Origin of the sequence: uncultured Parasphingorhabdus sp., from assembly GCF_963677535.2 — a bacterium.
Taxonomy (GTDB): Bacteria; Pseudomonadota; Alphaproteobacteria; order Sphingomonadales; family Sphingomonadaceae; genus Parasphingorhabdus.
In genome coordinates this window covers 919,580-934,381 of the sequence record NZ_CAXXUT010000001.1, presented here as the reverse complement: position 1 = coordinate 934,381, position 14,802 = coordinate 919,580, and the positions used below count along the sequence as shown (strand labels likewise).

Annotated in this window: 8 protein-coding genes and 1 tRNA gene; 5 read left to right on the top strand and 4 right to left on the bottom strand. The window is 56.8% G+C overall.

Translation table 11 applies throughout. The features are described from left to right. Nucleotides 1-101: 101 nt before the first annotated feature. The 4 genes from secA to ACHZCJ_RS04485 all read left to right on the top strand — a co-directional run bounded on the left by secA (nucleotide 102) and on the right by ACHZCJ_RS04485 (nucleotide 7,056). Nucleotides 102-2,843, top strand: coding sequence for a preprotein translocase subunit SecA (gene secA, locus ACHZCJ_RS04500; protein ID WP_321324241.1), 2,742 nt, complete (start codon nucleotides 102-104; stop codon nucleotides 2,841-2,843). 32 nt (nucleotides 2,844-2,875) lie between these two features. Then, on the top strand, nucleotides 2,876-3,643 hold the full coding sequence (locus ACHZCJ_RS04495) for a sulfite exporter TauE/SafE family protein (protein WP_321324238.1): 768 nt from the start codon (nucleotides 2,876-2,878) through the stop codon (nucleotides 3,641-3,643). A gap of 43 nt (nucleotides 3,644-3,686) precedes the next feature. After that, entirely contained in the window at nucleotides 3,687-4,628 is a 942-nt protein-coding gene (locus ACHZCJ_RS04490; protein ID WP_321324236.1) for an RHS repeat-associated core domain-containing protein, read from the top strand. A gap of 1,273 nt (nucleotides 4,629-5,901) precedes the next feature. Further along, a complete protein-coding gene (locus tag ACHZCJ_RS04485) occupies nucleotides 5,902-7,056 on the top strand; it encodes a GGDEF domain-containing protein (protein ID WP_321324234.1) in 1,155 nt (384 codons plus the stop codon). A gap of 168 nt (nucleotides 7,057-7,224) precedes the next feature. Here ACHZCJ_RS04485 and ACHZCJ_RS04480 read toward each other — a convergent pair. From ACHZCJ_RS04480 to moaA, 3 genes are all read right to left on the bottom strand, one after another. Further along, nucleotides 7,225-7,299: transfer RNA gene (locus ACHZCJ_RS04480), tRNA-Asn, on the bottom strand. A 74-nt stretch (nucleotides 7,300-7,373) separates the two neighbouring features. Further along, nucleotides 7,374-8,147, bottom strand: coding sequence for an NAD kinase (locus ACHZCJ_RS04475; RefSeq protein WP_321324232.1), 774 nt, complete (start codon nucleotides 8,145-8,147; stop codon nucleotides 7,374-7,376). Continuing rightward, nucleotides 8,144-9,142 (bottom strand): GTP 3',8-cyclase MoaA, encoded by a 999-nt coding sequence (gene moaA, locus ACHZCJ_RS04470; RefSeq protein ID WP_159642053.1) that lies wholly within the window; start codon nucleotides 9,140-9,142, stop codon nucleotides 8,144-8,146. Before moaA ends, ACHZCJ_RS04475 begins: the two co-directional genes overlap by 4 nt. 197 nt (nucleotides 9,143-9,339) lie before the next feature. Here moaA and ACHZCJ_RS04465 point away from each other — a divergent pair, with 197 nt between their 5' ends. Next, on the top strand, nucleotides 9,340-11,313 hold the full coding sequence (locus tag ACHZCJ_RS04465) for a GGDEF domain-containing phosphodiesterase (RefSeq protein WP_321324229.1): 1,974 nt from the start codon (nucleotides 9,340-9,342) through the stop codon (nucleotides 11,311-11,313). Here the strand turns inward: ACHZCJ_RS04465 and mfd are convergent. Further along, nucleotides 11,310-14,780 carry a transcription-repair coupling factor gene (mfd, locus tag ACHZCJ_RS04460; RefSeq protein ID WP_394700028.1) on the bottom strand — a complete coding sequence of 1,157 codons (3,471 nt, stop codon included), beginning with the start codon at nucleotides 14,778-14,780 and terminating at the stop codon, nucleotides 11,310-11,312. The genes ACHZCJ_RS04465 and mfd overlap by 4 nt on opposite strands. Nucleotides 14,781-14,802: the final 22 nt, after the last annotated feature.

Genomic DNA, 14,802 nt, shown 5'->3' with positions numbered 1-14,802 from the left:
ATTCTCTGTTTCGCCGATATTGAACGGCGAACGACTCTCCCCAAATTCACCCTGTTCGCGGCCGGCTACCGGCCGGCAAAATTTACAAATTGGAAAATGTCATGTTCGGCGGTTTAGCCAAATCACTCTTCGGGTCAGCAAATGACCGGTACGTCAAATCCATGCAGAAAGTGGTCGATGCGGTCAACGCGTTCGAAGCGGAAGTCGAACCGCTCTCCGACGCGGAACTGGCGGCCAAGACCGTGCAGTTCAAGGAACGGGTCGTCGGCGGCGAATCGCTTGATGACATATTGCCGGAAGCCTTTGCGGTCGTTCGCGAAGCGGCCAAGCGGACGCTGGGCCAGCGGCATTATGATGTCCAGCTGATCGGCGGTATCGTGCTCCATCGTGGCGAAATCGCCGAGATGCGCACCGGTGAAGGTAAGACTCTGGTCGCGACGCTCGCCTGTTATCTCAATGCGATCGAGGGCAAGGGCGTGCATGTCGTTACCGTCAACGACTATCTCGCCCGCCGCGATGCGGAGTGGATGAGCCAGGTCTATAATTTCCTTGGCCTGGAAGTCGGTGTGATTGTTCCGAATCTTGGTGAGGAGGAACGCCGCGCAGCCTATGCGGCTGATATCACCTATGGCACGAACAACGAATTCGGTTTCGACTATCTGCGCGACAATATGAAGCACGAGCGTGCCCAGATGGTCCAGCGGCCGTTCAACTTCGCGATCGTCGACGAAGTCGATTCGATCCTGATCGACGAAGCGCGGACGCCCCTGATCATCTCCGGCCCGACCGATGACAAGTCCGATCTCTATATATCGGTCAACGAGGTGGTTCAGCACATCACCGAAGAAGATTATGAAAAGGATGAAAAATCCCGCAATCTTTCTCTCACCGAAGACGGCACGGAGAAGGCGGAGCGCCTGCTCGAGGAGGCCGGTCTGCTGGTCGGTAGCAATCTCTATGATTTCGAGAATACCCAGGTGGTCCACCATCTGAACCAGGCGCTGATGGCCAATGTCATGCGCAAGCGCGACACCGACTATATCGTCAAGGACGGCAAGGTTATTATCATCGACGAATTTACCGGCCGGATGATGGACGGGCGGCGCTGGTCGAACGGCCTGCATCAGGCGGTGGAAGCCAAGGAAGGCGTCCGGATCGAACCAGAAAACCAGACCATGGCCTCGATCACCTTCCAGAATTATTTCCGCATGTATCCCAAATTGTCCGGCATGACCGGCACGGCGGAAACCGAAGCGGCAGAATTTTTCGAAATCTACAAGATGAACGTCGTCACCATTCCGACCAACAAGCCGGTGCAGCGGATCGACGAGAATGACGAATTCTACAAGAATACGCTCGACAAATTCGCGGCCATCGCAAAAACCGTCAAGGAACATAGCGACAAGGGCCAGCCGGTTCTGGTCGGCACCGTTTCCATCGAAAAATCCGAACTGCTCTCGAACTTCCTGAACAAGGAAGGGGTGAAGCATAATGTGCTCAACGCCCGCTTCCATGAGCAGGAAGCGCATATTGTCGCGCAGGCCGGTTCTCCCGGCGCGGTGACGATCGCGACCAACATGGCCGGTCGCGGTACCGATATCCAGCTCGGCGGCAATATCGATTTCCGGATCGAGGAAGAACTTGCCGACATGGAAGAGGGGCCGGAACGCGACAAGGCCATCGCCAAGATCGAGGAAGAAGTGCGGGCGCTGCGCGAAGAAGTGCGGGAGGCGGGCGGCCTGTTCGTGCTTGGCACCGAGCGCCACGAAAGCCGGCGGATCGATAACCAGCTGCGCGGCCGTTCCGGTCGTCAGGGCGATCCGGGCCTCAGCCGTTTCTATCTCTGCCTAGAGGACGATCTGCTGCGCATCTTCGGCACCGAGACGATGTTTGCCAAGATGATGAACAAGAATCTCGAGGACGGCGAGGCAATCGGTGGCAAATGGCTGTCGAAAGCCATTGAAACCGCACAGAAAAAAGTGGAGGCGCGCAACTATGAAGCGCGCAAGCAGGTTGTCGAATATGACGACGTGATGAACGACCAGCGCAAGGTGATCTACGAGCAGCGCTCGGAAATCATGGATGCCGACACGGTCGGCGACGTCGTCGAGGACATGCGCCATGAAACCGTCAACGCAATGGTAGCCGATGCCTGTCCGCCGGGCAGCTATCCCGAGCAGTGGGATATCGAAGGGCTGAAGACCCGCGTCCAGGACGTGCTCAACCTCACTCCCGATATCGACAGCTGGTTGCAGGAAGATGCGGTTGACCCCGAGATGATCGAGACCCGGATCGCCGAGCTGGCCGATGCCGATTTCGCAGAGAAAAAGGCCCAGGTTGACGCCGAGAAACCCGGAATGTGGGAAAATATCGAAAAGTCGATCCTGCTCGAATTGCTCGACCATCACTGGAAGGAGCATCTCGCCACGCTCGACGCGCTGCGCCAAGTGGTTTTCCTGCGCGCCTATGCCCAGAAAAAGCCGCTCGACGAATATAAGCAGGAAGCCTTTGGCCTGTTCGAGCGGATGCTGGAAATCATTCGCGAAGGCGTGACGAAGACTATCGCGATCAGCCAGTTCAACCAGCCGGAAGAGCTGGTTGTGCCGGAACTGCCGGAACTGCCGGATTTCCTGACCACGCATATTGATCCGCTGACCGGCGAAGATAACAGCAACGACATTGACGGCGGTACATTGGGAACGGTGTCATCGTCATTGCCGCCACGGCAATCCGGCCAGATGGACAATCCGCAAGATGCTTTCGATGGCAGCAAGATCAGCCGCAATGCGCCGTGCCCCTGTGGCTCGGGCCGTAAATACAAGCATTGCCACGGCAAATTTTGATCTGAAACACCGGCAGCCGGGCGGGAACTGAGATGGATTTTTCAATTCCCGTCCTGGCCCTGCTGTTTGCTTTGACCGCCGCGCTCTACGCCAGCGTCGGTTTTGGCGGCGGTTCCACCTATATCGCGCTGCTGGCGCTGGCCGCGCTCGACTATCGGGCGCTGCCGGTCATTGCGCTGCTGTGCAATATCATCGTTGTGACCGGCGGCACCATCCGCTTCCAGTCGCGCGGCCTGATCGACTGGCGCAGGATCTGGCCGATCCTGTTGCTGTCCGTGCCGGCCGCCTGGCTGGGCGGGCGCATGATTCTGGCGCAGGACAGTTTCATGTTGCTGCTCGGCCTGTCGCTGGCGGCCGCGGGCCTGTTGCTGATCATCGAACCGTTCATCAAGCGGGCAGGGGATAGCGCCCCCGCGGGACAATGGACCGGCCACCGCCTGTTCGCCCCCGCCACCGGCACCGGCATCGGCTTCCTCTCCGGCATGGTCGGCATCGGCGGCGGCATCTTCCTCGCTCCGATCCTTTTGCTCACCCGCTGGTCCGACAGCCGCCGCATCGCCGCGACCGCCAGCGTCTTCATTCTCGTCAATTCCATCGCCGGCCTGGCCGGACAGTTGATGAAGTCGGGTTTCAGCAGCGGCGGCGAGGCGATCCTCGCCTATTGGCCGCTGTTCCTCGGCGTGCTGCTCGGCGGGCAGGTCGGCAGCCTGTTGGCCAGCAAAGCGCTGCCCGAGATCTGGATCCGGCGGCTGACCGCGCTGCTGATCCTCTATGTGGCGGTGCGAATCTTGTGGGTTTGAGGGTGGGGAATCGGGGTTTGTTCCAACTGTCACGGTAATTCCGGTGAACGCGACCAATCGCCGCCATCCGTTCGCCAATTGGCAGGGCAGCATCACCGCGATAACAGACGCGACTGGCAACGTGGTCCAGGTCAACGCCTATGACGCCTATGGCATCCCCAATGCCACCAACCTTGGCCGGTTCCAATATACGCGAGCATGCGCTGTGTCCGGGGGACATGGTGGCACGCGCAGCCAGATCCTGATCCCCGAGATCGGCATCTATCACTACAAGGCGCGGGCTTATTCGCCCTATCTGGGAAGGTTCCTGCAGACCGATCCTATTGGGTATGAGGACCAGTACAATCTCTATGCTTATGTCGGGAATGATCCGATGAACGCCAGGGATCCGACGGGAATGGATACCGCTTGTGGTCCGACCGGAGAAAATTGCAGCGACCCTGGGTATGGTGAAATTGTGGTTGTCGGCCCGGAGTTAACAGACAGTTCTCAAAATGATGTTGGAATATTGATGTTAAGAAATTACGTTAGGGGGGATGATTTGCCGCAAAATGGGGCGTCTGAGTGGATACATCAAAACTTCACCTGCAAGTTAGCTCTTGGACTGTCAGGTGGGTTTGGGTTTAACGTAGGCTTGTTTGGGTTTTACGTAGAAGCAGGTTCGATGCACGATGTAGGTACTGGCCAAGGTGCGCTGTATGCCAAGTATAGCTCCCCAGAGGCGGGTTTGGGAGTGGATTTTGGCTTGACTGCCGTAATCGCCCCAAGTGGTTCCGGGGCCGTGCCAACCAGTGGGACGAGTCGGACAGCTACTCTAGCAGTGCAGGCTGGTGTAGGTGGGAGTTACCAAGTCGACCAATCTGGTAGCGGTCGCGGTAGCGGGACTTTCTCGGTAGCCGGCGGACCACGGGCCACTGGAAGGCTCAACCAAACAAAAGATCATACGGCGGCATATAGCACCTATAATCCGTCTGGCTGCAGATGATGCCTGGAATCGGCTCTCCTTCCCTGGGTTACAAAACGTTTCTGGCCAACTCATTTGTGAACTGTACGATATTTACCTTACTACATCTCTTTTTTTCTGTAGAATATTTGTTGATTGTTTTTGCATCGATACTGTTGAATTTCTTCACATACTTGATAGCCTTTGGGTTTTTTCCATATTTTCCGAAGTTCCGAAACCAGCTTCTTGCTTGGCGAGGCTTGTTCGGTTTTTTCCTGTTAGCATCGCTAGTGAACCTAACAATCATAGAATTACGGTGACAGTTTACTAAATACACCAATTTCCCGCCTGCTGTCCGTTATTGACAACCTGACCGCATTTACCATCGCCAAGGATATTTATAACTTGCGGCCATGGCTCGCCTTGCCCGCCTTGTTGTCCCTGGCTGTCCTCATCATGTGACCCAGAGAGGCAATCGTCGCCTGCCAACATTCTTCCATGACGACGACTATGCGCTCTACAAATATTTGTTGAGCGAAGCCGCGGGGAAGGCTGGGTCGGATATCTGGTGCTATTGCCTGATGCCCAATCATGTTCATATCATCATTGTGCCCAGTCATGACGACGGGTTGCGCGCGACCTTCGCCGACGCGCACCGCAATTACGGTGACAGTTTACCAAACGCACTAATCCTATGTCATTCCCGGTCTCCCGCATCGTGCAACCCAGCGGGCCATTGGCGCAGCCAGACTTTTTTCTGCGATCAGGACTATGTCTTACCAAGGCACAAAGGCAGAAGGTCTGGAATACAGAGCGCACCCACTTCGCGCCTTCGCGGCTTTGCCTGGTCCCTTGCACTCGCGGTCACGACCGCTGCCGCATCCGCGCTTGTCCGCTCGCGTGGCGGCGAGGGCGTATCCGCCTGTACGAGAATATAATCTCTTCTTTCCTACAGCATCTATCTTTGCATAAACCGGAGCCACGGCGATGCCGCTTCATAGCCAGATGCGCGCTTGTGCGCTGTGCACCGCTGCGCGAACGCCCGGTCGCTACGCCGTAAATGCTGCCGCCGGGACGCTGTTTCCGCTTCAATATGTGTGACCGGTGTGGCCTGGATAGTGTTTTCGTCAAGAAAATCGTTGAATATCAAATTATTGAAAGACTTAATTGCGATCAAATATTTCTCTGGGCAAAGGCGTCATTGGCCCGAACTTTGACGAACTTCGGGATCGTCGGGGGCAGGTGGCGCGGAGAAAATTGTGCCAGAATGATGCAGTTAACATTTTGTTGACGCGCTGCTGTTAGACAAGGTCAGATGTCTGAAAACTCCGGCTTTCATATCCAAACGATCATGATATTGGCGATTTTCGCGCTGGTATTCTGGCTCATCCATTTTTTCAACCGGCGCCAGCCATTTTCCGGATGGGTCGCTGTTGCCTATTCGGCGGCGTTGGCGGCCTATGTCATCGACAGCACGCGGAACGAGTCGACCCATATCGGTTTCATCTACGCGTCTACCAGCCTGTTCTGGATCTTCAGCCTGGCCATCGCCAAGGCGATCTATGCCCGCTGCAACGCAGCTTTCCCCAACGTGGTGGTCGGGTTGATCCTGTCATCGGCGATCACGGCCTTTGCTGTTCTCACCTTTGTCGCTCCGGATATTTCAATACGTTCGGTTCTGGTCAGCGTGGTGGCTGCCATTCTTCTGGCGCTGGCGCTCCCTCCCTTGTGGAAAGCGGGAGAAAAGGTGATCGATGGCGCCCTGTTCGGGGTGATTGCAACCGTAGCGGTCATCTTCATCGTGCGTATCCTGATCGTCTATTCCCTGCATGGTCTCACGCTGACCGAGCAGAGCTATTCGCAATCGGAATATGCCTGGATATTGCATTTCACCAGCGGCCTTTGCGCGCTTGGTCTCGCGGTGGTGCTCCTATATGCCGCGGGGCTCGATATGGTCTGGCATTTTCACGGGCAGTCCAATCGCGATCCCTTGACCGGCTTGTTGAACCGGCGCGGGTTGAAAGGGCTGTTCGACGCATCGGGTGCTCAGGATCCAAACATGGATTTTACCCGGGTCCTGATTCTGTTCGATATTGATCATTTCAAGCGGGTGAACGACGAATATGGTCATGCGGCGGGAGACAAGGTATTGCAGCGAGTGGCAAAGACGGCCTCCGGCCTGTGTCAGGAACAGGGGCAGGTGGCCCGGACCGGAGGCGAGGAATTTGCCATCCTGACTGGCTGGATCCCGCTCGAATCGGCGCAGCTTCTGGCGCAGCATATTTGCGATTCGTTGCGATTCGTGGCCCATCCCGAACTGGCTGCCGACCACAAGATAACCGCGAGCTTCGGACTGGCGGTTCTGGCCAATGTCGATTCGCTGCACGATGTCATGGATCGGGCGGATCAGGCCCTTTATCACGCCAAGCGGAACGGTCGCAATCAGGTCGTTCTGGCCGAAGCCGCCTGACGATTGCCTCTGCTGGACGCAGGGCGCGGCTTTCCTGCAGTTATCGGGCCGATACAGATCGCAAATGTAACAGGTTCGCCATTCGGGTTCCTCACCGGATGACAAGGGGCACATGCCATAAACGAGGCAGGGAAACTGGCAAATATCAGGAAAACAGAAGCAGAAAAATGGCTCCCCGAGTTGGATTCGAACCAACGGCCATTCGATTAACAGTCGAATGCTCTACCACTGAGCTATCGGGGAACACGCTCGATTCTGGACCGAGCCTTTCATGGTGAAGCGCGCCTATAACAATGTCATTTGCGTCCCGCAAGCCATCAAACGACAAATTGTTCCATGGCGATGCGATCGTCGAGGGCATGCTCCGGATCGAACAGCATGGTCAGAGACTGGCTCCGGTCGATCGCCACCTTGACGCAGCTGACATCGCGGACTTCCTGCTGGTCGCCAACCGCGCTGACCGGCCGTTTTTCGGGGTTCAGGACCCGGATGGTAATCTCCATCTTGTCGGGCAGGATTGCGCCTTTCCAGCGCCTTGGCCGGAACGGGCTGATCGGCGTCAGGGCAAGGAGATTGCAGGTCAGGGGAAGAATTGGGCCGTTTGCGGAGAGATTATAAGCCGTGGAACCGGCGGGTGTAGCGATCAGCACGCCATCGCACACCAGTTCGTCCATCATGATCCGGCCGTTGATCTCGATCTCGAGCTTCGCCGTCTGCCGGGTTTCGCGCAGCAGCGACACTTCATTGATTGCGGGCAGGGTGAAGCTGGCGCCGGAAATGGTCTCCACATCCATTCTGAGCGGCTTGACCTTGAACGCCCGGGCCTTGTGCAGACGCTGTTCCAGGTCCTCCATATGCCAGTTGTTCATCAGAAAGCCGACCGTGCCCAGATTCATACCATAGACCGGCATGATCTTCCGTCGGTTGAGCATCTGGTGCAGGGTTTGCAGCATAAAGCCGTCACCGCCCAGAACCACGGCCTGATCGGCTTCTTCGACCGGAACCCAGTCAATCAGCGATTTGAGCTTCTCGGCCGCTTCCTGGGCCGGTTGCGTAGGTGACACGATCAGTGCCCATTTCTTGTCGTTCATCCGCCCGTGACGTTCATGTGACGCTCCAATATCTCTGCGGACCCCTCCAGCTGCGCATTGAAATCATGACGCTGCGGTTTGAGCTTTAAAGCCCGTTGGAGCAATTGGTCAACGGCTGCGATGCCATTCTCGCGAACCGCCGCACGCAGATCGACATGCGCGTTGTGGCCAAGGCACATGAATATCTTGCCGTCCGTCGTCAGCCGCAACCGGTTGCAGTCGTCGCAGAAATTGTTGCTGAGCGGGGTGATCAGGCCAAGACGCAGACCAAGCGGATCAACCGAAACATAGCGCGCGGGGCCGGCGCTGCGATGGGCAATCGGGAGAATCGTATAGCGGTCGCGCAAAGGCGCCAGAAACGCCTCGGCTGAGATATGGGCGAGCTGCCGGTCTGCACCGACATCGCCCAATGGCATGCTCTCGATGATCGTCAGATCATGTCCCTGTTCAGCGCAATATTCGACCATCGGAAGAAGATCGGCTTCGTTGAAATCGCGAACCGCAACCATGTTGATCTTGACCCGGATGCCCGCGTCGCTGGCGGCCTTTATTCCGTCCAGCACAACATGCACATCGGCACCGCGGGTGATCTCGGAAAAGCGTCCGGCATCGAGCGTATCCATACTGACATTGATTCGCCGCACGCCGTGGCTTGCGAGATGGTCGGCATATTCGGTTAGCAGCGATCCGTTGGTTGTCAGGGTGAGTTCTTCCAGTTCGCCGGAAGCGACCTTTCTGCCGAGCCGCTGAATGACGTCTTTCATGTCCCGCCGAACCAGTGGCTCGCCGCCGGTAAGCCGGATCTTGCGGATGCCGTGTCCGATGAAGCGCTCGGCAATCAGGGTAATCTCTTCCAGAGTCAGCAGCTCGGACTTCGGCATGAAGGTCATCTTCTCCGACATGCAATATTGGCAGCGGAAATTGCACCGGTCGGTGACCGATATACGGAGATAATCAATTTTGCGTCCGAAACCGTCTTGCATTGGGCGCCTCATGTTGATTCAATGCTATAGGGCTAGCGCTTTCCCGATAGGCAGGCAACGGCCTATAAAGGTTTTGCTGCTACGGAAAAAGATAGTCCATCGCCCGTAAAATGTCGTTCAGGTCACCGCGCCAAAGGAGTTGCAAGGTCAAAATATCATCCATCCCGACTGTGCGCCCGACCGAGTTCAGAAACCTGTTTTTGCTTTCTGTGCACGAACGCGATCCGCTGGCCGCCGAAATCGCGGTATTGGGATGGCGGGTCCATTCTGCCCGCAGGCTGGATAATCTGGGAGCCCGGTTTTTCTCGGCCGGTGCAATGATTGCGGTGATCGATGTCCGTCAAGCCGAGCCGGAAGGCTTGAAGGCTATTGCCGAGCTTTCCCGCACGGCAACCGAGAGCGGGATTGCGATACTGGCGCTGGCGGACAGCAGTCAAAGCGCGGAAATTATCAGGCAATGCTACGATGCCGGTGCAACCCATTATCTGGATTTTGCCGATGCCGGTGCGAATCTCGAACAGTCGATAAACTATGCGTATCGCTATGTTGAAAATTTCCGAGGCGGGGCTGAGCGCGCTAGTCACGAACAGTCCTTGCTGACGCTTGCGGACTTGCAGTGGTCGATGACCGTCGGGTCCACCAGGGAATATTGGATAAGCGACAGTCTGCTCGCCGCAGCCGGAGACATTGATTTCGAGCGCTATCCTGTGACTGGAGTCTATCGCTCGCTGTCGCAGGAAGAGCGGTCCCGCGCGCGCGGGGCCCTGGGGCGACTGCGAGACGGAGCAAGGCAGGCGGCGGTGCCGCACCGGTTTAACGGCCGATCTGTCATCCATCATTTGCACGAGGCCGATGGCCTGATTTCCGGTAGAATCGAATATCTGGCAAATAATGGCGAGGTTGAGGACTGGACCGGGCGGGATCTGCTTTCGGGACTGCGCAATACGACATCGGCCCGCAGCTGGATCAAACGGCAGCTGGAAGATGGCAACCAATTGACGCTGGTGGCGATCGGTATCAAGAATTTCCGCATGATCAACGCGGCTTTTGGACGCAATGCCGGGGACCAGCTGCTGCGGATTGTGGGCCATAAGCTGATGGATCAAACCCATCGTGAATATGCGGGAGCACAACTGGTAGCGCGTCTCGCCGGCCAGAATTTCCTGATCGCACTCGCCAATTTCCAGACCGGCAAGATTTCCGAATTTGTCAATGATCTGATCAGCAATATTTTTGACGATCTGCAGCTGGAGGGAAGGCCGATCAATCCCGTTGTTCGGGCCGGGGTTGCGATTGGCGATGGCGATTCCAGCGAGAAAACATTGATCAGAAAAGCCGTGCTGGCGCTTGCCGAAGCAACCGCTGCAGACGCTCTTCCGATCAATTTCTCCACCATGTCGGAAGCCGATGTCCATCTGGAGGAGGAGCTGGAAAACCAGTTACCCGGAGCGATGAGCAGGGGGGAGATCGTCATTGTCTTTCAGCCGCAAATAAAGGTTGCTACCGGAGAACTGGTCGGGGCTGAGGCATTGGCGCGATGGGAACATCCCGAATATGGGTTGCTGGGAGCCTCCACCTTGTTTGCCGTGGCCGAGCGGGCTGGACTGATGGATTCGCTGTCGTCCCAGATCCATAGGCAAGCCTTGACACTGGCTGCCAGTTGGCCGGAAAGTATCGGTTTCTTGCGGCTTTCACTGAATGTCACTGCGGGTGATCTGGCGGCAAAAACTTTTGTAGACGATATGCTGGAAGAGATCGCTGCAGCCGGCTTCGAACCGGGCCAGCTGACTCTCGAAATCACTGAATCAGAACTGATAGGCAATTTGTCGGCTTCGGCGGATAAATTGCATCAATTGCGCGAGGCTGGCATTTGCATTGCGATCGATGATTTCGGCACCGGATACAGCAGCCTGTCCTATCTCAAGGAGCTACCGGTGGACTATCTGAAGATCGACAGCGGCCTGACCGGAGATATCTCAGGCTCTCCCAAGGATCAGGTTGTCGTGCGCTCGATAATCGACATGGCGCATAGCCTTGATCTCAGTGTGATTGCCGAAGGAATTGAAACCGAATCACAGCTGGATATTCTCGCTGAACAAGGTTGCGAGTTTTTTCAGGGTTTCCTGCGATCCGGTGCGTTGTCGCCGGACGAGTTCGAAGCCTTCGCCTTGCGCAGCAACTAGGCCGATACCCGTTGCGCCAGTTTTGACAGTCCGGTGGTAAGCTGCGTGAGGCCATGCAGGCGGGATTTGGGATCGCGCCATTTGCGTTCGATGAACAATTTGTTGTCTGGCCGGATCTTGGCGGTCCCCTTCAGCCGCTCGACATAGTCAAGAAGACCCGGAACATTCGGGAAACTGTCATTGTGGAACGTGACCAAAGCCCCGCGCGGACCCATTTCGATCTTGGAAATCCGCGCTTTCACGCAATTCATCTTGATATGCATGAGCTTGAGCAGATTGTCGGTCTGGATCGGCAGGTCGCCGAAACGGTCGATCATTTCCGCGGCAAAAGATTCGATTTCCTGCAGGGATTTCAGTCCGTTCATACGGCGATACAGTCCCATCCGTAGCGATAGATCCGGGACATAGGCCTCCGGGATCAGGATCGGCGCGTCTACGGTGATCTGTGGCGAGAAGCTGTCGGTCGCTGCTTGCAGGCCGGATCCTTTGGCTTTGGCTTCCAGAATAGCATCTTCGAGCATCGACTGGTAAAGTTCGAAGCCAACTTCCTTGATATGCCCGGATTGCTCGTCGCCCAGCAGATTGCCGGCACCGCGAATATCCAGATCGTGGCTGGCGAGTTCGAAGCCGGCGCCAAGACTGTCGAGATCACCGAGGATTTTGAGTCTTTTCTCGGCCTTTTCGGTAATAATCCGGTCTTTCGGCGTGACCATATAGGCATAAGCGCGCGTTTTAGATCGCCCGACCCGGCCCCGTAGCTGGTAAAGCTGGGCTAGACCGAAACGATCGGCGCGGTGAATGATCAACGTGTTCGCGCTGGGAATATCCAGCCCGCTCTCCACGATCGTGGTTGAGAGCAGCACGTCATAATTGCGGTCGTAAAAAGCAGACATCCGCTCTTCCACGGTTGCTGGCGGCATCTGCCCATGTGCCACGACATAGGTCAGTTCGGGGGCATGTTCCTTGAAGAAATCCTCGATATCGGCAAGGTCGGCGATGCGAGGAACAACCACGAATGACTGGCCGCCACGATAATGTTCCCGCAGCAGCGCTTCGCGCAGCGGAACAGGGTCCCATGGCATGACATAGGTGCGCACGGCCAGCCGGTCGACGGGCGGAGTCTGGATAACCGACAGTTCGCGCATGCCGGTCATCGCCATCTGCAATGTCCGTGGAATCGGCGTGGCGGTTAGGGTCAGGACGTGCACATCCGCCTTCATCGCTTTGAGCCGTTCCTTGTGGGTCACGCCGAACCGTTGTTCTTCATCGATAATGATCAGGCCGAGCCGCTCGAACCCAATTGATTTGGCGAGCAGGGCGTGGGTGCCGATGACGATGTCAACCTCGCCGCTTGCCAGACCCTCCTTGGTCTTTTTGGCTTCTGCTGGAGAAACCAGACGAGACAATCGACCAATTTTGATCGGGAAGGGCCGGAAACGTTCTTCGAAATTGTTAAAATGCTGACGCGCGAGCAAAGTTGTCGGGGCAATGATTGCGACCTGCATGCCCGCCATGGCAGCGGCAAAGGCCGCCCGCATTGCCACTTCGGTTTTGCCAAAGCCGACATCACCACAGACCAGACGGTCCATCGCCTTGCCGGACGCCATGTCGCCGAGGACTTCCTCGATTGCCTGCTGCTGATCATCGGTTTCCTGATAGGGGAACCGGTCGACGAAGCCGGCCATTTCACTGGCTTCCACCCGGGCCGGTGTCGCCGGTTGCAAGGCACGGGCCGCGGCGGTTTTCAGGAGTTCATGGGCAATCGCGCGGATACGTTCCTTGAGCTTCGACTTGCGCCGCTGCCAGCCTTCGCCGCCGAGCTTGTCCAGCACCACGCTGTCGCCACCTTCGCCATAGCGGCTGAGAACATCGATGTTCTCGACGGGGACATACAGCTTGTCGCCGCCGGCATATTTGAGGTGGACGCAATCATGCGGGCTGTCGCCGACCGGGATCGAGACAATGCCTTCATATAGTCCGATGCCATGTTCGAGATGGACCACCAGATCGCCCAGGCTGAGCGCGGACAATTCTTCGATGAAGGCATCGCTGCTCTTGCGCCGTTTGGATTTGCGAACCAGCCGGTCACCGAAAATATCCTGTTCGGTGAGCAAAGATAGGCTTTCTGACCGGAAGCCGGAAGACAAGGGCAATATCGTCAGCGCTATGGCGGGGGCAGCCGAGAGACAGGCATCCCAATCATCGCAAAGAACGGCTCCCTTGACGTCATGGTCTTTAAGAAGGTCAAATATACGCGCGCGCGAACCCTTACTATAGCTCGCAACTATCGCAGTCGTTCCGGCTTTTGTCAGACTGTTGAGATGGCTGCCCAGTGCCTGATAGATATTCTCGTTGCGCGCCCGTTCGGGGGAAAAGTCGCGGGGAGAAGATACCGCCATCGACATCACCGTGTCCGATTCCGGTTCGTCAAATTCGCTCAGGGCATGAATAGGAGCGTCAATTTCGCGGCTTCGCCATTCTTCCGGCGTAAGGTACAACATCTCGGGCGGCAGCGGGCGGTAGCTCGACAAATTAGCCCTGTCGGCTTCAACACGGTTCTTGTAATAATCTGCAATAGCGACAAATTGCGCTTCTGCGGCGGCAGTGACGGCGGTATCCCGCAGGATCAGACAATCGTCTCCGACATAATCAAAGATCGTCGCCAGCTTGTCTTCTAGCAGCGGCAGCCAATGCTCCATGCCCGCCAGCCGGCGTCCGTCCGAAATCGATTGATAGAGTGCGTCGCTCGTCGCAACGGCCCCGAACAGATCGCGATAGCCGGTGCGGAAGCGGGTGATGCTTTCGGCATCCAGCAGAAACTCCGATACCGGCAGCAGTTCCAGACCATCGATATTGGCAACTGTCCGCTGATCGGCCGGATCGAACTGCCGCAAGGTCTCAATCTCGTCGCCAAACAGGTCGATGCGAATGGGCAGTTCCGCTCCGGGTGGAAACAAGTCGATCAAGCCTCCGCGGGCGGCAAATTCACCGCTGTCGGCGACTGTATCAACCCGGACAAAGCCGTTGGCGTAGAGAAAGGAGATCAGCTTTTCTTGCTCGACCACGGTACCGGGCGCGAGGCGGGTGACCAGTTCCTGGGTTCGTGATGGTGCCAGCACGCGCTGGGTTACCGCGTTGACCGTGGTGATTACCAATTGTGATCCCGTGAAGGGCAGCGCCAGCCTTGCCAGAGCAGCCAGCCGGTCCGAGGTGGTATGAAGCGCCGGAGAAGCCCGGTCATAGGGCAGACAGTCCCAAGCCGGAAATTCGATAATGTCCAGTTCGGGGGCAAAGAAACGAGCGGCTTCGACAATTGCGCTCATCGCCGCGTCGTCGGTGGCGATGAACATCGTCCGCCTGTTCGATGCGGTTGCAATTTCCGACAGGAACAGCGGGCGGTAGCCAGCTGGCACACCGGCGACGGTCATGCTCCTGGTTGAACTTGATAATCTATCTAAATGAGACACTTGCGATCGCTTTTGGGTTCAG